The sequence below is a fragment of the Massilia atriviolacea genome, assembly GCF_003953935.1.
GTDB classification, from domain to species: Bacteria; Pseudomonadota; Gammaproteobacteria; order Burkholderiales; family Burkholderiaceae_D; genus Telluria_A; species Telluria_A atriviolacea.
Genome location: NZ_RXLQ01000008.1, coordinates 140695 through 160301, shown reverse-complemented (window position 1 = coordinate 160301; position 19607 = coordinate 140695). Strand labels below are relative to the sequence as shown.

Here is a 19607-nt window from a genome sequence, read left to right as displayed (position 1 = left end):
CGGGAATCCAAGGCATGGTCGCTACGCAGAGATGCCTTGGATTCCCGCCAAGGGAGCCGCCGAGACCGGGAAAGACGGTCTCTCTGTTAGCGGTCAGGGTTAAGCAGCCGTATCGCCTGCCCCATCCGCTCTTCCAGACTCCCCGTTACCAGCGCATACCCGATCCCGCGCTCGTCGAGCCGCTCAATCACCTGCTCATGAATCGTCTGGCGCACCGCCTCCGATTCGCGCTGCAATCCATCCGCTTCCCACGGCCCGTCCGGCGCCGTCACCAGCGTCATCGCATAGTCATGGCGCTGCTCCAGCGCCGACAGCTGCGCATCGACCCGGTTCCAGTACCAGCGGCTGTAAATGGCCGTCATCAGCGGCGTGGTATCGCAAAACAGAAAGCGCGTGGCCTGCCGCGCCGCCGCGTCTTCGCGTTCCATCTGGGTCAGCGCGATTCCGTACTGGTCTTCCTCGCGCGGCACGCGAGCCGTGGTGTCGACAAATTCGCGCAGGTACTCGGGCACCCACACGGTAGCGAAGTGCGACGCCAGCGCCGCCGCCAGGGTCGACTTGCCCGACGATTCTGCGCCCAGGATGGCGACCCGCAAAACCGGCGTCATGGCTTGCCGCCAGCGGCGCGCGCCCAGGCGCGCCATCCGAATACCGCCATGACCACGAACGCCGCGTACAGGATGGCCGTCGCGTACAGGTCCTTGTGGATATACAGGCCCACGTACAGCACGTCGACCACGATCCACACGATCCAGTTTTCCACCTTCTTGCGCGATAAAAGCAGCTGCCCGAGCAGGCTGCCCGCCGTGAGGAAACCGTCGATGTGCGGCACGTCGGTATCGGTCAGCGTGCGAAGCAGGTAGCCGATGGCGGCGAACAGCAGCAGCCAGCCGACGATGCCGGCAACCCAGCCGGCGCGGCTCGACCAGGTGGCCGTCAAGGGCGCGTGCTGTTCGCCGCCATACAGCCACTGATACCAGCCCCATACCGACACGGCGATGAACACGCCCTGCAAGCCCATGTCGCCGTACAGGCGCGCGTTGAGAAAGACGACGCCGTACACGGCCGAGGATGCGATCGCGAACAGCCACGCCCAGTGGGTCTGGCGGATATTGAGTACAACGGTGACGACCGACAGGACCAGCGCCGTCAGTTCGAGCGGTGTGGTGGCCAGGCCAAGCAGGACAAAGGAATCGTTCATACGGAGGGAGTGGCGGAAAGTGGCGCAATTGTAGCGTATGCGCCGCTTTCCAAAAGGCGGGGACGGCGTCCCCGCCCATCGGGCTTGCTTGCCTGCTTACTTGCGGGGATACTTGATCGTCATTTCCTTGAGCAGGTTGTCGGCATGGTCGACTTCCTTCATCACCCACAGCATGTAGCGGATGTCCACATGGATGGCGCGCGTGATGTCGCTGTCGAAGTACCAGTCCTTGGTCACCGATTCATAGGTCGAATCGAAGTTCAGGCCAACCAGTTCGCCGCGCTTGTTCATCACCGCCGAACCGGAATTGCCGCCGGTGGTATCGGCGCTGGAGAGGAAGTTGACCGGCACCGTGTTCAGCACCGGGTCCTTGAAGACGCCGAAGCGCTTTTCCTTGACCGCGTCGAGCAGCGGCTTCGGCGCGTTGAACGGATCGGCCGCAGTGTGCTTCTCGACGATGCCTTCGACCGTCGTGAACGGGCCCTTGACGACGCCGTCGCGCGGCGAATAAGGCGCCACCGTGCCGAAGGTCACGCGCAGGGTCGAATTGGCGTCGGCGTACACCGGCTTGCCTTGCGATTTCTTCCACGCGATCACGGCCGACATGTATTGCGGGATGATGCGTTCGAGGTTGCCGTCGATTTCCTTGCGGCGGTTTTCCAGCGCCATGGTCACGTCGTGCAGCTTGACGGCCAGCTTGATGAAGGCGTCGTCCGACTTCGCAAACGCCGCAGCATCCTTGCCGATCCAGGCCAGGCGCTTGGCAGTCTCGCCCAGTTCCGACTGTTTGTACAGCGCCCCGATGGCGTCGGGCGCCGGCAGCAGCGCGTCCAGTCCTTGCGGATGCATCTTCGCAGCCAGCTTCTGGTAGCGCTGCAGGCCGGCGCCGAAGCGCGCCTCGTCCACGCTGCCCACGTAGGACTGTTCAAGGCGTGTCAGGCGCGCCTTGATGAACGACAGGTCGCGCTCCTGGTAGCCGGTTTCGCGCTTGGCGTCGGGCTTGGGCGCCTCCAGCGCCAGGCGGTAGACGGTGCGCGCGGTTTTCAGCAGGTCGCTGTTGGCGGCCACCGACAAGGCGAATTCCTGTTCCGACAGGGCCATGTCGGCCGCGATGGCGGCGTCCAGGTCGGCCAGCAAGGTCGGCGACACGTCTTTCTGGTTGCCCGGCTTGCTGAACCACGCGCGGAACTCGGCGTCCTGCACGTCCTTGATGGCGGCGATGTCCTTGCGCGCGAAGCCGTCGAGCAGGCCCTGGGTTTTCTTGAGCACGTTGTTGATGCCCTTGACCACGCTGGCGTAGCGCACGTCGTGGGCGGCGTTGCCCTTGGTGGCGGCGGCGATCACGGCCAGGTCGGCCTGCATCTCGGCCACGCGCACCGGGAAGTTGGCGTCGCGCGCGAAGCGGATCTCGGACGGCAGCTTGTAGCGGCTGGTGCGGCCCGGATAGCCGGCCAGCAGGATCGGATCGCCGTTCTTCAGGCCCTCGGCCGACAGCACCAGGAAGTCCTTCGATTTGTACGGTACGTTATCCGGCGACGGATCGGCCGGGCGGCCATCCTTGCCGACGTAGGCGCGCAGGAAGGAGTAGTCGCCGGTCTGGCGCGGCCACTCGAAGTTGTCGACGTCGCCGCCAAAATTGCCGATCATGTCCGCCGGCGCGTACACCAGGCGCACGTCGCGGATCATCAGCTGGCGGATGCGGTAGTACTCGAGGCCGCGGTGAAAGCTCGGTACCGAGCAGCGGTACGCCTTGTCGGTCTCGCATTCGGCGGTCAGGACCTTGATGCGGTTCTGGACTTCTTCATTGCGTTCGCGCCCCGACATGGTCGGCGACAGGCCCTTGAGCACGCGGTCGGTGACGTTTTCGACTTTTTCGGTGACGTAGACCAGCGTGTTCGGGCCGCCAGGCAGTTCGGCGTCGCGCGTCTTGGCGAGGAAGCCGTTGACGATGTAGTTCTTGTCAGGCGTCGAATTGCGCTGGATGGCGCCGTAGGCGCAGTGGTGGTTGGTGACCACCAGTCCATCGCCGGACACGAACGAGGCCGAGCAGCCGCCCAGCGACACGATGGCGCTCATGGGGTGCTTGGACAGGTCGGCCAGCTTCTCGGCAGGGATGGTGATGCCGATGCGTTTGAGTTCCGACGACAGCTGCGCAAGCTGGTATGGCTGCCACTGACCTTCATCGGCATTTGCGGTGGCAAATACGCCGAGCAGGGCGACGGGTAAGGCGATGGATTTCAACAAGATATACCCCAGAAGATAAAAGCAAGCGGGGAGTATATCGCCGATGCAAAGCGCTGGAAATGATTTTATCGGCGCCGTATTGACGGCGGGCCCGACCCGCCGGGCGAAACGCCCGGGCGGTCCGGGGGTTAACCGGCCCTGGCGCGCTTGCGCTTCTTGGGCGCGAGCATGGTGCCGCTGCACGTCGGCGCGCCGCAGCGGCATTCGAAGGCTTTCTTGACAGCGGGCGTGTGGCGCTCTTCGTAGATCAGCGCGTAGTTATATTTGAGCTCTTCGTCGCGCATGATCGGATGCAGCGCGTAGATGAACACCCTGCCCTCGTCTTCCTGCGCCTCGCAATTGGGCTCGCAGGAATGGTTGATGAAGCGCGAGTCGTTGCCGCCACGGCCGCCATCGATGACCATGCCGTCGGCCAGCGAAAAGAAAAACGTGTGGTTGACCGGCCCGCCGCCGGCTTCGGCGCGCTCCGCCGATTCGTCGGCCGTGATGCGCTCGCCCGTGTATTCGACAATCTGCTCGCCCGGATCGATATCGCGCGTGGCGAACACGCCGTTGCCGTGGATGGTGGAGCGCCGTACTTCGAAGCAGGCGGGCTCGGTGCTGCTCGGTTGGGAGGGTGTGGTCTTCATCCGTGTATTTTACTGCGCCTGCCAGCCGCCGCCCAATGCCTGAATCAACGAGATCGCGGTGCTCTGGCGGTCGCCCTGCGCCTGCACCAGCGCGCGCCGCGCCGACAGCGCGCTGACCTGGGCCTGCACCACTTCGCTGTAACCCACCTGCCCCGCCTTGTAGCGGTTGAGGATCTGCGCCTCGACCTGGTCGGCCGATTCGGACGCCTGGCGGCGCAGCGCCAGCTGCTGCGCCAGGATGCGCGTGGCGGAGAGCTGGTTTTCCACATCGCCGAAGGCGTCCAGCACCGTCTGGCGGTAGCGCGCCACCGCCGCCTGCTGGCTCGCTTCGGCGCCCGCCACGCTGGCGCGCGTGGCGCCGGCGTTGAACAGGCTTTGCGCCGCGTTCAGGCCGAACGACCACAAGGCGTTCGACGCGCTGAACAGGTCCGACACGCGGCTGCCGCCATTGCCCACCGACGCGCTCAGGCCGATGTTCGGATAGTAGGCCGACCGCGCGATGCCGATCTGCTCATTGGCCGACGCCACGCGCCGTTCGGCGGCGGCGATGTCGGGCCGGCGCTGCAGCAGCGCCGACGGCACGCCGGCCGGAATCTCCGGCACGACCGCCAGCCATGGCGCCGGCGCCAGGGTGAATTCGGCCGGGGCCTTGCCCAGCAAGATGGCGATGGCGTGTTCGAACTGGGCCCGCTGGCGCTCGAGCGACAAGGCGTCGATCCGGGCGTTGGACAGTTGCGTCTGCGCCTGCAGCACGTCGGATTTGGTGGCGATGCCGGCGTCGAAGCGGTTCTGCGTAATCTGCAGCACGCGCTGGTAGCCCTCGATGGTGGTGGCCAGCAGCGCCGCCTGGGCGTCGGTCTGGCGCACCACAACATAGTTTGCCGCCAGCTCGCCCTGGGCCGACAGGCGCGCGGAGGCCAGGTCGGCGGCGCTGGCCTGGGCATTGGCGCTGGCCGCCGTGACATTGGCGCGCAGGCGGCCCCACAGGTCGGGCTCCCAGCTCGAGCCGATGTTGAGGCGGTAGTTGTTGTCGGCGCCCGCATTGCGCGTGCCGGAACGCTCGCCGCTGGCACTGAGCGACACGCTCGGAAACAGCGAGGCGCGCTGCTGCTGCACCAGCGCCCGCGCTTGCGCGTACGAGGCCACGGCGGCGGCCACGTTCTGGTTCGATACCTCGACCTGGGCGGCCAGTTCGTTCAACACGGGATCGTTGAACAGGGTCCACCACGGGCCGCGGTCGAGCGCATCGGCCGGGGCGGCGGGCGACCAGCCCTCGGCTTCCTTGAACGCGGCCGGTTCGGGCGTGGCGGGCAAGACGTACGCCGGGCCGACGGCGCAGCCGCCGAGGAGGAAGGCGGCCAGCGGCAGAAGAGGAAAAAGCGGACGAAGACACAAAATGGCGCGCATGGGCATTCTCATGGTGGATTAGGTGAGGCGGCATGGTCGGCATGATGGCCGAGCAGGCGTTCGGCGGGGCCGCGGCGGCGCAGCCTGTCCATCACGACATACACGACCGGGGTGGTCAGCAGGGTCAGGACCTGGCTGGCGATCAGGCCGCCGATGATGGCGATGCCGAGCGGGCGGCGCAGCTCCGAGCCCTCGCCGAAGCCGATCGCCAGCGGCAAGGCGCCCAAGGCAGCCGCCAGGGTCGTCATCAGGATCGGGCGGAAGCGCAGCAGGCAGGCTTCGCGCACGGCTTCCAGCGGCGACAGGCCGCGCGTACGCTCCGCTTCGAGCGCAAAGTCGATGATCAGGATCGCATTCTTCTTCACGATCCCGATCAGCAAAAACACCCCGATCAGGGCGATGATCGAAAACTCCATCTTGAACAGCAGCAGGGCCAGCACCGCGCCGACGCCCGCCGACGGCAGGGTCGAAAGCACGGTGATCGGGTGCACCAGGCTTTCGTACAGGATGCCGAGCACGATGTAGATGACCACGATGGCGGCGGCGATCAGCATCGGCTGTTCCTTGTTCGACTCGTCGGCGGCGCGCGCCGTGCCCTGGAAGCTGCCGCGCACATTGTTCGGCATGCCGATGTCGGCCTCGGCCTGCCTGACGGCGGCCTGCCCGGCGGCCAGGTTGCTGCCCTGCGCCAGGTTGAACGACACCGTCGTCGCCAGTTCGCCATCCTGGTGGTTGACCGAGGTCGGCGTCGAACTTTCCGCAAAGCTGGCGATCGCCGACAGCGGCACCATGGTGGTGGCCTCGCTGCTCAGGGCCTGGCCGCTGGACGGGTCGCGCGAGGCGGTGGTGTTGGCCGGCGTGGCCGCGCCACCGGCGCTGGTAGTGCCGCGCGACGGCACATACACGTCGTTCAGGGCCTCGGGCGATTGCTGGTACTGCCTGGCCACACCCATGATGACGCTGTACTGATTGAGCTCATCGTAGATGGTCGTCACCTGGCGCTGGCCGAAGGCGTTGTACAGCGCATTGTCGACGTCGCGCGGGTTGATGCCGAGGCGCGCGGCGCTGTCCTTGTCGATCTGGACGAACATCTCGACGCCGTTCTCGGCCTGGTCGGTGTCCACGTCGACCAGCGCCGGCTGGCGCTTCATGGCATCGGCCAGCTTGCCGGCCCATAGTTTCAGGTCGGCGCGGTTGTCGCTCTTTAAGGTGTATTGATAGGTCGAGTTGGACTGGCGCCCGCCCATGCGCAGGTCCTGCACGGGATTGAGGAACATCGACACGCCGGTCACCCTGGCCAGCTGCGGGCGCAGGCGCGCAATCACGGCCTGCCCGCCCTCGCTGCGTTCGGACACCGGTTTCAGGTTGATGAACATGAACCCTCCCCCCGCCCGGCCGCCGCCGGTAAAGCCGACCACCGTGGCCACCGCCGGATCGCGCCGGATGATGTCGACCAGTTGCTTCAACTTGGCCTGCATGGCCTGGAACGAGATGCTCTGGTCGGCGCGCAGGCCGCCGCTGATCTGGCCCGTGTCCTGCTGCGGGAAGAAGCCTTTCGGCGCGGCGGAAAACAGGTACACGTTCAAGCCGATCACGAACACGAAGATCAGCATCACCAGCGCGATGCTCTCCAGCGCCCAGTCGAGCGAATGCTGGTACGCCTTGTGCACGCGTTCGAAGCCCTGTTCGGCCCAGCGCGCAAGGCGGCCCGGCTGGCGCTCATGATCGGTCGGTTTCAGCAGCCAGGCGCACATCATCGGCGTGGTGGTCAGCGAAATGAGCAGCGAAATCATCACCGCCGCCGACAGGGTCACGGCGAACTCGCGGAACAGGCGCCCCACCTGCCCGCCCATGAAAAGCAGCGGAATGAACACCGCCACCAGCGACAGGCTGATGGACAACACGGTAAAACCCACTTCGCGCGCACCCAGCAGCGCCGCCTGCATGCGGTCCATGCCGCTCTCGATGTGGCGGGCGGTATTTTCCAGCACGACGATGGCGTCGTCGACGACGAAGCCGGTGGCCACGGTCAGCGCCATCAGCGACAGGTTGTTCAGGCTGAAACCGAGCATGTACATCACGCCGAAGGTGCCGAGCAGCGACACCACCGTGGCCACCGCCGGGATGATGGTGGCGCGCACGCTGCGCAGGAACAGGCTGACCACCAGCACCACCAGCAAGATCGAGATCATCAGGGTCAGTTCGATTTCGGCCAGCGAGGAGCGGATCGAGTTGGTGCTGTCGGACGCCACTTCCAGCTTGACGTCCTGCGGCAGCTGCGCCTGCAAGGTCGGCACCAGCGCGCGCACGCCGTCCACCGTTTCGATGACGTTGGCGCCGGGCTGGCGCGTAATCAGCACGATCACCGCCGGCTGGCCGTTGAACAGGCCGAGCGTATTGACGTTTTCGACGCCGTCGACCACTTCGGCCACGTCGTCCAGGCGCACGGCGGCGCCGTTGCGCCAGGCGACCACCAGGCTGCGGTAGTCGGCCGCGCTGCGCCCGCCGGTGGCGGTACTGGCCTGCGAGTAGATCTGCAGGCGCATGCCGTTGCCTTCGATCGCGCCTTTGGGCCGGTTGGCATTGGTCGACTGGATCGCGGCGCGCACGTCCTCGGTCGAGACGCCGTAGCGGTTCAGCGCATACGGCAGCAGCTCGACGCGCACGGCGGGCAGCGAGCCGCCGCCGATCTCCACGTCGCCCACGCCCTGCACCTGCGCCAGCTTCTGCTGCACCAGGTTCGATACCGACTCGAAGATCTGGCCGGGCGACTTGGTTCTGGAAGTGAGCGCCAGGATGATGACCGGCGCGTCGGACGGATTGGCCTTGCGGTAGGTCGGATTGCTCTTGAGCGTGGACGGCAGGTCGGCGCGCGCGGCGCTGATCGCCGCCTGCACTTCGCGCGCGGCGGCATCGATCTTGCGGTTCAGGTCGAACTGCAGGCTGACGCGGGTCGAGCCGCTGCCGCTCGACGAAGTCATTTCGTTCACGCCGGAGATGACGCCCAGGCGCCGCTCCAGCGGCGTGGCCACGCTGGTGGACATGGTGTCCGGGCTGGCCCCCGGCAGCGAGGCGCTCACCGAGATGGTCGGATAATCCACCTGCGGCAGCGGCGAGACCGGCAGCACGAAGAATGCGCCGATGCCGGCCAGCGCGATGCCGAGCGTGAGCAGGACGGTGGCGATGGGGCGCCGGACGAACGGTTCGGACAGGTTCACTTGGTCCCCTCGCCCGCAGGAAGGGCAGCGGCATCCTTGCGCGACCAGCGCCGCGCAAGGCTGTCGAAGCCGAGGTAAATCACCGGCGTCGTAAACAGCGTGAGCAACTGGCTGACGATCAGGCCACCGAAGATGGCCAGGCCGAGCGGACGGCGCAATTCGGCGCCCTCGCCCCAGCCGAGCATCAGCGGCACCGCCGCGAACAGCGCGGCCAGGGTGGTCATCAGGATCGGCCGGAAGCGCAGCAGCGCGGCCTGCCGGATCGCCTCGCGCGGGGCCATGCCCTTCTCGCGTTCGGCCTCGATGGCGAAGTCGATCATCATGATCGCGTTCTTCTTGACGATGCCGATCAGGAGGATGATGCCGATGATGCCGATCACGCCCAGGTCCTGGCCGCTGATCATCAGCGCCAGCAGCGCGCCCACGCCGGCCGACGGCAGGGTGGACAGGATCGTCAGCGGATGCACATAGCTTTCGTACAGCACCCCCAGCACGATGTACACGCACACCACGGCCGCCAGGATCAGCCACAGCTGGTTCGACAGCGACGCCTGGTAGGCGCCGGCCGCACCGAGGAAGGTCATGCTGACCGCCGCCGGCAGCCTGATCTCGAGCGCCGCGGCGCGGATCGCCTCGACCGACTGCCCGAGCGAGACGCCCGGCGCGGTGTCGAAGCCGATGGTGGTGGCCGGGTACTGCGCCACGTGGGTGATCTGCAGCGGCGCCGGCTGCTCGGTGATGGTCGCCACCGCCGACAGCGGCGTGGTCTTGCCGGAGCCGGTCTTGATCGGCAACTGGCCCAGCGCGGCGAGCGACATCTGCGCGTCGCGCTGGGCTTCCAGGATCACGCGGTACTGGTTGGTCTCGGTGAAGATGGTCGAGACGATGCGCTGGCCGTAGGCGCTGTACAGGGCGTCGTCGATGGAGGCGGCGGTGACCGACAGGCGCGAGGCCGTATCGCGGTCGATGCTGACGAACGCCGAGGTGCCGGTGGCGCCGGCGTCGGTGGTCACGTTGCTCACCTGCCTGTTCTGCTGGAGCTGCCTGACCAGCGCGCCCGCCCATTGGCCGACGGTGGCGCTGTCGGCCCCTTCGAGCGAGACGCGGTACAGGGTCGGGCCGCTTTCGGCGTCGATGGTCAGGTCCTGGGTCGGTTGCAGGTACAGGGTGATGCCGGCCACGTCGGCCACCCGGCGGCGCAGGCGGTCCATGACCTCGGCCTGGCTCGAGTCCTTGTCGCGTTTCAGGTTGATCAGCATGCGGCCGGTGTGCAGCATGGTGTTGTTGGCCGCGTCGACGCCGACGTTGGAACTGAGCGACTCCACATCGGGATCGGCCAGGATCGCCTTGCCGGCCGCCTGCTGCAGTTCGGCCATGCGGTCGTACGAAATCGACTGGCGCATTTCCACGCGCGCCTGCAGCTGGCCGGTATCCTGGGTCGGGAACAGGCCCTTGGGAATGAGGATGTACAGCAGCGCCGTCAGCACCAGCGTGGCCAGGGCCACCAGCAGGGTCAATCCCTGGCGCGCCAGCACCCAGTTCAGCGCATGGTCGTAGCGCACGATCACCCGGTCGAAGAACGCCTGGGTGCGCTGCGCCATGCGGCCCGGTTTTTCGTCTTCATGGCTGCGCAGCCAGCGCGCCGACATCATCGGCACCAGGGTCAGGGACACCACCCCGGAAATCAGAATGGTAATCGCCAGCGTGATCGCAAATTCGCGGAACAGGCGCCCCACCACGTCGCCCATGAACAGCAGGGGAATGAGCACGGCGATCAGCGACACCGTCAGCGAAATGATGGTAAAGCCGATTTGCGCCGCGCCCTTGATGGCGGCCGCCATCGGCGTTTCGCCTTCTTCGATATAGCGCGCGATGTTTTCGATCATGACGATGGCGTCGTCGACCACGAAGCCGGTGGCGATCGTCAGCGCCATCAGGGACAGGTTATTCAGGCTGTAGCCGAGCAGGTACATGGCGCCGCAGGTGCCGATCAGCGAGATCGGCACGGCCAGGCTGGCAATCACGGTCGCGCGCACGCTGTGCAGGAACGCGAAGATCACCAGCACCACCAGCGCCACGGCCAGCAGCAGTTCGAATTCGACGTGGAGGACGGAGGCGCGGATGCCGGTGGTGCGGTCCGACAGCACGTCGAGCCGCAGCGCGCCGGGCAGGCTGGCCTGCAGCTCGGGCAGGCGTTCCTTGATCGCGTCCACCGTGGCGATGACGTTGGCGCCGGGCTGGCGCTGGACGTTGAGGATGATGGCCGGCTTCATGTTGGCCCAGGCGCCCAGCTTGACGTTTTCGGCGCTGTCGACCACCTTGGCCACGTCCGACAGGCGCACCGGGGCGCCGTTGCGGTAGGCGACGATCAGTTTTTCGTAATCGGGCACCGTCAGCAGCTGGTCGTTGGCGTTGATCGCGTACGAGCGCGTGGGGCCGTCGAAGTTGCCCTTGGCGCTGTTGGCGTTGGCGCCCGAGATGGCGCTGCGCAGGGTGTCGAGCCCCAGTCCGTAGGTCGCCAGCGCGCCGGTATCGGCCTGGATGCGCACGGCGGGCCGCTGGCCGCCGCTCAGGGTGACCAGGCCCACGCCCGAGACCTGGCTGATTTTCAGCGCCAGGCGCGTGTTGACCAGGTTCTGCACCTCGGTCAGCGGCACCGTGTCGGAGGTAATGGCGAGAGTGAGCACCGGCGCGTCGGCCGGGTTGACCTTGGCGTACACCGGCGGCGCCGGCAGGTCGGCCGGCAGCAGCGAGCCGCCGGCGTTAATCGCCGCCTGCACTTCCTGCTCGGCCACGTCGAGCGTTTGCCCGAGGCCGAACTGCAGGGTGACGATGGAGACGCCCGACGCGCTGGTGGAACTCATGCGCTGCAAGCCGGACATCTGGCCGAAGCGGCGTTCCAGCGGCGCCGTGACGGTGCGCGCCATGACTTCGGGACTGGCGCCCGGATACAGGGTCTGCACCTGGATGGTCGGGAAGTCGACCTGCGGCAGCGCCGACAGCGGCAGGAACTTGAAGCCGACCAAGCCGGCCAGCACGATCGCCAGCATCAGCAGCGAGGTGGCGACCGGGCGGGCGATGAATGGGCCGGACGGATTCATGGCGCCCCCTTCGCATCGCTCGCCAGCATCATTGCGGCGCTCCTTCGCGCTGGCGGCGGCGCTGGCCGCCCGCGCCGGCGGCCGGCTTGTCGGTCGGCAGCGTCACTCTGGCGCCGTCCTTGAGGCGGTCGGCCCCTTCGGTGATCACCTGCTCGCCCGCTTTGAGGCCGCTTTTCACTTGCACCTTGTCCACGGTCGCCTGGCCGCGCGTGACGGGCCGCACGGCCACGGTGCGCTCGGCGGCATTGAGCACGTACACGAAGTCGCCGCTGCTGCCGTGGCGCAGCGCGGTCACCGGCACCACCACGGCGTCCTTGATGGTGCGCAGTTCCAGGCGCAGGTTGACGAACTGGCTCGGAAACAGCGCCTGGTCGTCGTTGGCGAAGCGCGCCTTGGCGCGCACGGTGCCGGTCTGCACGTCGACCTGGTTGTCGAGCGCCTTGAATTCGCCTTTGGCGAGCGAGGTGGTGCGGGTGCGGTCGAACGCGGTGGCGGCCAGGCTGGCGCTGTCGCGGATGCGCTCCTGCAGGTCGGGCACGCGGTCCTGCGGCACCGCGAATTCGACGTCGATCGGCGAGAGCTGGGTGATGACGGCGATGCCGTTGGCGTCGCCGCTGCCGACCAGGTTCCCCATGTCGATCACGCGCAGGCCCACCCGGCCCGTGATCGGCGCCTTGACCTGGGTGTAGCCCAGGTTCAGGCGCGCCACGCCCTCGGCGGCGCGGTCGCTCATGGCGGTACCCTGCAACTGCTTGACCAGCGCGGCCTGGGTGTCGACTTCCTGGCGCGCGATCGAATCCTGCGTGAGCAGGGTGCGGTAGCGCTCCAGCGTGACCTTGGCGCTTTCGAGCTGGGCTTCGTTGCGCTGGCGCGTGCCGCTGGCCTGCATCAGCGCCATTTCGAACGGGCGCGGGTCGATGGTGGCCATCACCTGGCCGGCCTTGACCAGCTGCCCTTCGCTGAAGTGGACCTTTTGCAGGATGCCCGACACCTGCGGGCGCACCGTGGCCGTGGCGGCCGCCGTGACGGTGCCGAGGGCGTCCAGGATGACCGGGATGTCGGTGCGTTCGGCGCTCGCCACGCCGACCGTGGTGGCCGGGCCGCCGCGTCCCCCACGCCCGCCGCCGCCGGGGGCGCCGCCAGCGGCGCCATCGGGACCGCCGCGGCCGGCCGCGCCTGGCGCGCCCGGTGCGCCGCCGGGACCGGACGCGGGCTGCTGCGTCAGGTACCACGCCAGGCCGCCGAGTCCGGCCATGGCCGCCACGGCGATCACGCTGCCGATGATCTTGGCACGGCGGCTGCGCCGTGGCTGGGAGGGTGATGGGTTCATGCTTTTCCTTGTCTTGATTGCAACGATTATTGAAGGAACTCTAGCACGGAGACGGGTTTTTGCATGTTTCGAACGGGCCAGGTTCGGGCGCCATGAGCGGGCGTTTTGTGCGCCGTACGGACGTGCGCGCGCCGCCGCCGGGCACGGGGCCTCGGCGGCGGCTGCGTTGTCATAGGGAGAGGGGGCGATGCGGGCGACTTTGTAACACGCTACATGGCGTTACAAAGTCGCTACAAATCGATGGCCTTGCGGCGGACGGGCAGGGGCTGCCCATCCGCGTACAGCATGCAAAAACTCAGGGCGCGCTGCACATGCAGTGGGTGACGGCCGCGAACGGCTTGCGGCCGTTGCTCATCTCGGACAGCCAGCCCAGCTCCTTGCTTACTTCGCCCATGGCGCTGGCCGGCACGCCGGTCGGCAGCAGGCCCAGTTTGACTTCGATGTTGACCGCTTGCGCGGCGGTGGCGCCGAACATGGTCAGGAAGCGCTCGAACGGCGGGATATCGCGCTCGATGTAGGCCACGCGATAGCCCTCGGCCAGCTTGGCGCGCCTGGCGGCCGACTTGAGCGCGTCGGTGTAGCTGCCGATGGTGTCGACCAGGCCGCGCTCCTTGGCCTGCACGCCGGTCCAGACGCGGCCCTGCCCCACTTCGTCGATCTTCGGCTGGGTGGTCTTGCGCGCCGCCGCGGCCTTGGTGGTGAAGTCGCTGTAGATATGGTTGATGCTGCTCTGGATCACCTGGGTGAAGCGCGGATCGAGCGGACGCATCGGGTTGTAGGCGTCGGCCAGCCAGGTGGTGGTCACGCCGGCGGTGTGGATGCCCAGCTTGTCGACCACTTTTTCGGCGGTCGGCAGGATCGCGAACACGCCGATCGAACCCGTGATGGTGGCGCGGTCGGCGAAGACTTCGTCCGACGCCATCGAGATCCAGTAACCGCCCGATGCCGCCACGCTGCCCATCGACACCACCACCGGCTTGCCGGCGGCGCGCGTCAGCTCCAGCTCGCGCCGGATCAGTTCCGAACCGAAGGCGCTGCCGCCAGGGGAATCGACGCGCAGCACGATAGCCTTGATCTGCTTGTCTTCGCGCGCCTTGCGGATCAGGTTTGCGGTGGACAGGCCGCCGATCGAGCCGCCCGGCGCATTGCCGTCGCTGATTTCGCCGGCGGCCACGATCACGCCGATGCCGTCGCCGAACATCTGCGGACGCAGGCGCGCCAGGTATTCGTCGAAGCCGACCTGGCGGAAGCTCTTTCCTTCGTCATCGGGGGCGCCGCGCTTGATCATCATGGCGCGCACTTCGTCGCGCGTCTTCAGGCCGTCCACCAGTTTGCTCGACAGGGACAGCTTGCCGGTGTCGCCGCCGGCTTCTTCCATCAGGGCCGGCAGCGCTTCGATGCGCTGGGCGATCCAGCCGGCCGGCAGCTTGCGGTTCTTTTCGACGTCGCCGGTGTAGCCGGCCCACAGGGCGTTGTACAGATAGGCGTCGGCTTCGGCGGCCGCCGGCGACGGGCCGTTGCCGATGTAGGGCTCGGCGAAGCTCTTGTAGGTACCGACCTTCATCAGGTTGACCGTCACGCCGACCTTGTCGAGCGCGTCGCGGTAGTAATTGCGATAGCGGCCGAAACCTTCGATGTGGACCGCGCCCATCGGATGCATATATATCTGGGTGGCGTGCGAGGCGATGCGGTACTGGCGCTGGTCGAAGCTGCTGCCCCAGGCGATGACGGGCTTGCCGGCCGCCTTGACGCGGTCGACGGCCAGCCCGACTTCGTTCAGCATGGCCAGTCCGGCGCCGTCCATCTGGTCCAGCAGGAGCAGCACGCTGCCGATCTGCGGGTCCTTGGCGGCGCTATCGAGCACGGTCAGCACGTCGCGCAGCTGGACCGACTTGCGCACCTCGCCGCCGCCCACGTTGGCCATCAGCGCGTCGCGCACGTTGCCGCTGTGCTGCTCGACCAGGTCGCCCTTGAGCTCGACGACCAGCGCCGTCTTGGTCGCCATCGGCTTGACGCCGCCGCCGAAGACCGCCATCAGCAGGAGGACCACGATCATCAGGAAAAGCAGGTTGAGCACGCCCCGCCGCGTGCTGTCGAGCACGCTCCAGAACATGCCGAAACCCCGGCGAAGGGCGGACAAAGGTTTAAATGACATCGGTACTCCGGCGAAAATGAGGTAAGTGAAAGGCTAAGCGTCTACTGTAAGCGAAATTGCCGCGTCCCGTTCGGAAATGCGGGACGGCGGTGGCCTGGAAATGGCCCACAAGCCGCCAAACACGACTATGCCATTAATCATGAGCAACTCAAGCCCCAGGCGATAACTTCCCAACAGCAATGTTTGATTATATTCAAGGATGGCGCAGATCAGCGGTCCGCCAGCGGCCACCAGCGGCACCCAGCGGTCGCGCAGGCGGCGTTTTGTCAGCATGCCGAAGGCGAACAGGCCGAGCAGCGGACCGTAGGTGTAGCTGGCCACCTTGAGGATCACGCCGATCATGCTGGCGCTGTCGATCCATTTGAAGGCCATCACCAGCAGCAGGAACAGGGCCGCGAAGCCGAGGTGCACGCGCTGGCGCCAGCGCACCTTGTCCGGCTCCGGCAGGTCCTGGCGGCGCTTGAGGCCCAGCAGGTCGATGCAGACGGTGGAAGTGAGCGCGGTAATGGCGCCGTCGGCGCTGGGGAACAGGGCCGAGATCAGCGCGATCAGGAAAACGATCTGCAGCGCCACCGGCAGGTGGCCCATGACGACGGCGGGGAACAGCTTGTCGCCGCTGGCGCCGACGCCGGCAATGGGCGCGTACAGGTGCAGCAGGCCGCCCAGGAACATGAACAGCGACAGCACCACGAACAGGATCACGGTGAGGCTCAGGAGATTTTTCTGGGAGTCGGCCAGGGTCTTGACGGAGATTGTCTTTTGCATCATCTCCTGGTCCATGCCGGTCATGGCGATGACGATGAAGACGCCGGCGACGATCTGCTTGAGGTAGAAATTGGGGCTGTCGACGGCGCTGGTAAACACGCGCGACAAGCCCTGCTCGTGCATCCGGGCCAGGCTCTGGCCGACCGACAGGTCCATCTGGCCGAGCAGGATGGCGATGCAGGCGAGCAGGCCGAACAGCATGCAGCTCGTTTGCAGGGTATCGGTCCAGACGATGGTTTTTACCCCGCCCTGGTAGGTGTACAGCAGGATCATGCCGAGGATGACCACGGTGGTGACCCAGAACGGCACCCCGAAGCTGTCGAGGATGATGGCCTGCAGGATGTTTACCACCAGGTATAGCCGCGCGGTGGCGCCCAGCAGGCGCGAAATGATAAAGAAGGAAGCGCCGCTCTGGTAGGCGCGCCGGCCCAGGCGCTGGTTCAGGTAGTCGTAGATCGAGGTCAGTTTCAGGCGGTAGTACAGCGGCAGCAGGATGAAAGCCACGGCGACGTAGCCGATCACGTAGCCGATCAGGAGCTGCATGTAGCCGAAGCCGTCGCGCCCGACCGCGCCGGGCACGCTGATGAAGGTCACGCCGGACAAGGTGGTGCCGACCATGCCGAAGGCGACCAGCTTCCAGTTGCTGCTTTTGTTACCGATATAGAAACTGTCGTTGGTGGCGTTGCGGGAGGTGGCCCAGGCGACGCCCAGCAACAGGGCAAAGTAGGCGACGAGGATGCAAAGGAGTAAAGCGGGTGACATGACATTCCGTGGGAGGGGCGAACGGGCAGCAATATACACCCGGGCGGAAAAGCCGGTGTCTAAGCGCCTATCTGAGCGCGGGGAATCAGCTCGACGATGTTGGCCTTTACCCGGCCCGCGTCGACCAGCAGTTCGGCCGCCGTGATGGGCAGGCTGAATCGGCGCGGTCCGGCGCTGCCCGGGTTCAGGTACAGCAACGCGCCGCGCTGTTCGGCCAGCGGGCGGTGCGAGTGGCCGCTCACGACCACCTGCACATCGGCCGGCAGCGTCGCCGCATCGAGATCGGCAATGTCGTGCAGCGCGTAGATGCCCACGCCGCCCGCGTCCAGCATGGCGCTCGCCGGCACGCCGGCGGCCCAGTCGCCCTTGTCGTTATTGCCGCGCACGACAGTCAGGGGCGCAAGCGCCGCCAGTGCGGCCAGGATGGCGGCGTTGCCGATGTCTCCGCCGTGCACGATGAAGTCGCTCCCGGCCAGGAACCCGAGCGCCTCGGCTCGCAGCAAGCCGTGCGTGTCGGAGATGACGCCGATGCGCAGCACTCAGATCCCCTGCCCCGCCACCCGCCGGAACGGGCCGATGCAGGCCTCGAACGACTCGGCGGCGCACATCACGAACAAGGTGCCGGACGGGTGGAAGTGGACGAAGTGGGTGACCGAGGCGTTCGGCTTCATGACGGCGCCGGAGCAGTCCTCCTTGCCGTTGCCCTTGACGTAGTGGTCGACCAGCTTGTAGAAGCCCCTGGCGCTCGGCTTGGCGGGAATGTCGAAGCGGCTCTCGGACACTTCGTCGGCGCTGGTCACCAGCGTGGTGCCGTCGCCGCGAAAGCGGTAGGTTTCGGAGCAGCTACCATCGGGCAAGGTGAGCTTCCAGATGCCGAGAATGGGATGGGTGGCCGGCGGCGGCGCGGCCTGCGCGGCGGGCGCAAGGACGGCCAGGGACAGCGCAAGGGCGGTAAGCATACGCATGGCAGTCTTCCTTTTCCGGCGGACGTGGATACAAGGTGAAGTTTGCACCATTTTGCGATGACGTGCAGCGCGCGGCATGTGCAAGCGGCGGCGCCATTGGCTTGCCCGGGGAGCCGTGGATGCCGGTCGATGGAGGATGGACGGCGCACCGCCTCCATCGTGCCGGCGCAAGGGCATGGCGCCCCTGCGCTCCATGGCTACTATTTGCTTTTCGCTGGCGCCTTCGGCTTGGCCGGACGGCGGCTGCGCGGGATCGCCTTCTTGGCTGGCTTGGCAGGCGCTTCCTCGTTGCCCTGCTCCGCCGGCAGTTCCTGCACCACCGGTTCAGGTTCCGCCTGCGGCTCGGACGCCGGCTCGGCTGCAGGAGCGAGGTCGGCCTGCTTGGCCGCCTTTTTCGCAGCGGGCTTGCGCGCGGGGCGACGCTTTTCCTGCACCGCCGGCTCCGGCGCCGCTTCCGCTTCCGCTTCCACTGGCTGCACCGCTTCGTCGACCTGCGGTACCGGGTCGTACCATGCGGGGGCAGCTGCCGCCGGCTCCGCCGCTTGCACGGCTTGCGCCGGCTCATTGCGGCTGCGTCCACCACGGCCACGACGGCGCGACGACTCGGGAACGACCGGCGCCGCTTCCGGCGCTTCCGGCTGCGGGTCGTACCAGGCAGGCACGCTCGCTACCGGCTCGGCATCGACCGCTTGCGCCGTCTCCACGGTGTCCACGCTATCCACGCGTTCCTGCGCGGCCGCGTCGACGTCCACCTTGACGTCGTCGTTGACGTTGTCGTTGACGTTGTCGTTGACGTTGACGTTGACGTTGTCGCTATCGCTGTCGTTGCGGTTGCGTCCACCGCGACCGCGTCCGCGACGCGGCGATTCCGGCTTGCTTGCGGCGTCGTCGCCTGCCTCGGTCGCTACAGGCGCGTCCTGCACGGCGGGCGCCTGCGCCTCCACCGCCTGCGGCTGGTGATTATTGTTTGCGGCATTGCTGCTGCGGTAAACATAGGCGCCGGATTTTTCGTCACGGCCGAATTCGAGCATGCCACGGTTCTGCGCTTCTTCCAGCAGATTGCCGAAGGTGCGGAAGCCGTAGTAAGTCTCGTTGAAATCGGGACGGCGGCGCTTCAAGGTATCCTTCAGCAGCGACGCCCAGATCTTGCCGCTGTCGCCGCGTTCGGAAACCAGCGCATCGAACATCTCGACCACCAGGTCGATGGCCTGGACCTTGCGCGCTTCGAGTTCTTCCTTGCGGCGGTTGCCTTCGTCGGGCGAACGCTTCGGCTGCGGCTGCACCTTGCGCTCGTCGCGCTTGGCGGCCGCGCGCTTGACTTCGCGCACCAGGTCGTCGTAGAAAATGAATTCGTCGCAGTTCGCCACCAGCAGGTCCGAGGTGGACTGCTTGACGCCCACGCCGATCACCTGCTTGGCATTTTCGCGCAGCTTGGACACCAGCGGCGAAAAGTCGGAGTCGCCGCTGATGATGACGAAGGTATTGACGTGCGATTTGGTGTAGCACAGGTCGAGCGCATCGACCACGAGGCGGATGTCGGCCGAGTTCTTGCCGGACTGGCGCACGTGGGGAATCTCGATCAGTTCGAAGTTCGCTTCATGCATGGTGGCCTTGAAGCCCTTGTAGCGCTCCCAGTCGCAGTACGCTTTCTTGACGACGATGCTGCCCTTGAGCAGAAGCCGTTCGAGGACCGGCTTGATGTCGAATTTTTCGTAGTTCGCGTCACGCACGCCGAGTGCGACGTTCTCGAAGTCGCAAAACACCGCCATGCTGATGTTGTCTGAGGATGAAGCCATATGATCTGTTCTCTAATGATGGTTTTGCCAAGCT

Annotated in this window: 13 protein-coding genes; all 13 read right to left on the bottom strand. The window is 66.6% G+C overall.

The window, feature by feature from the left end; translation table 11 throughout:
* Positions 1-86 precede the first annotated feature (86 nt).
* Entirely contained in the window at positions 87-608 is a 522-nt protein-coding gene (locus tag EJB06_RS16540) for an AAA family ATPase (RefSeq protein ID WP_126075136.1), read from the bottom strand.
* Positions 605-1201: a nicotinamide riboside transporter PnuC gene (gene pnuC, locus EJB06_RS16535; protein WP_126075135.1), complete on the bottom strand. Its 597-nt coding sequence runs from the start codon at positions 1199-1201 to the stop codon at positions 605-607. Before pnuC ends, EJB06_RS16540 begins: the two co-directional genes overlap by 4 nt.
* A gap of 96 nt (positions 1202-1297) precedes the next feature.
* Positions 1298-3445 (bottom strand): S46 family peptidase, encoded by a 2148-nt coding sequence (locus EJB06_RS16530; protein WP_126075134.1) that lies wholly within the window; start codon positions 3443-3445, stop codon positions 1298-1300.
* A 128-nt stretch (positions 3446-3573) separates the two neighbouring features.
* Positions 3574-4074 carry an SET domain-containing protein gene (locus EJB06_RS16525; protein WP_126075133.1) on the bottom strand — a complete coding sequence of 167 codons (501 nt, stop codon included), beginning with the start codon at positions 4072-4074 and terminating at the stop codon, positions 3574-3576.
* Positions 4075-4083: 9 nt separating this feature from the next.
* Entirely contained in the window at positions 4084-5481 is a 1398-nt protein-coding gene (locus tag EJB06_RS16520) for an efflux transporter outer membrane subunit (RefSeq protein WP_126075132.1), read from the bottom strand.
* 8 nt (positions 5482-5489) lie between these two features.
* Entirely contained in the window at positions 5490-8699 is a 3210-nt protein-coding gene (locus EJB06_RS16515) for an efflux RND transporter permease subunit (RefSeq protein ID WP_126075131.1), read from the bottom strand.
* On the bottom strand, positions 8696-11800 hold the full coding sequence (locus tag EJB06_RS16510) for an efflux RND transporter permease subunit (RefSeq protein WP_126075130.1): 3105 nt from the start codon (positions 11798-11800) through the stop codon (positions 8696-8698). The genes EJB06_RS16515 and EJB06_RS16510 overlap by 4 nt, the downstream gene beginning before the upstream one ends.
* Positions 11801-11828: 28 nt before the next feature.
* On the bottom strand, positions 11829-13130 hold the full coding sequence (locus tag EJB06_RS16505) for an efflux RND transporter periplasmic adaptor subunit (RefSeq protein ID WP_126075129.1): 1302 nt from the start codon (positions 13128-13130) through the stop codon (positions 11829-11831).
* 295 nt (positions 13131-13425) lie between these two features.
* Positions 13426-15285, bottom strand: a complete 1860-nt coding sequence (gene sppA, locus EJB06_RS16500; protein WP_126075128.1) for a signal peptide peptidase SppA — start codon at positions 15283-15285, stop codon at positions 13426-13428.
* Between the two features lie 33 nt (positions 15286-15318).
* Positions 15319-16812 carry a sodium:solute symporter gene (locus EJB06_RS16495; RefSeq protein WP_126075127.1) on the bottom strand — a complete coding sequence of 498 codons (1494 nt, stop codon included), beginning with the start codon at positions 16810-16812 and terminating at the stop codon, positions 15319-15321.
* Positions 16813-16871: 59 nt separating this feature from the next.
* Positions 16872-17351, bottom strand: a complete 480-nt coding sequence (locus EJB06_RS16490; protein WP_126075126.1) for a metallophosphoesterase family protein — start codon at positions 17349-17351, stop codon at positions 16872-16874.
* Positions 17352-17777 carry a hypothetical protein gene (locus EJB06_RS16485; RefSeq protein ID WP_229427120.1) on the bottom strand — a complete coding sequence of 142 codons (426 nt, stop codon included), beginning with the start codon at positions 17775-17777 and terminating at the stop codon, positions 17352-17354. It lies immediately after the preceding gene.
* Between the two features lie 200 nt (positions 17778-17977).
* On the bottom strand, positions 17978-19573 hold the full coding sequence (locus tag EJB06_RS16480) for an NYN domain-containing protein (RefSeq protein ID WP_126075125.1): 1596 nt from the start codon (positions 19571-19573) through the stop codon (positions 17978-17980).
* Positions 19574-19607 lie beyond the last annotated feature (34 nt).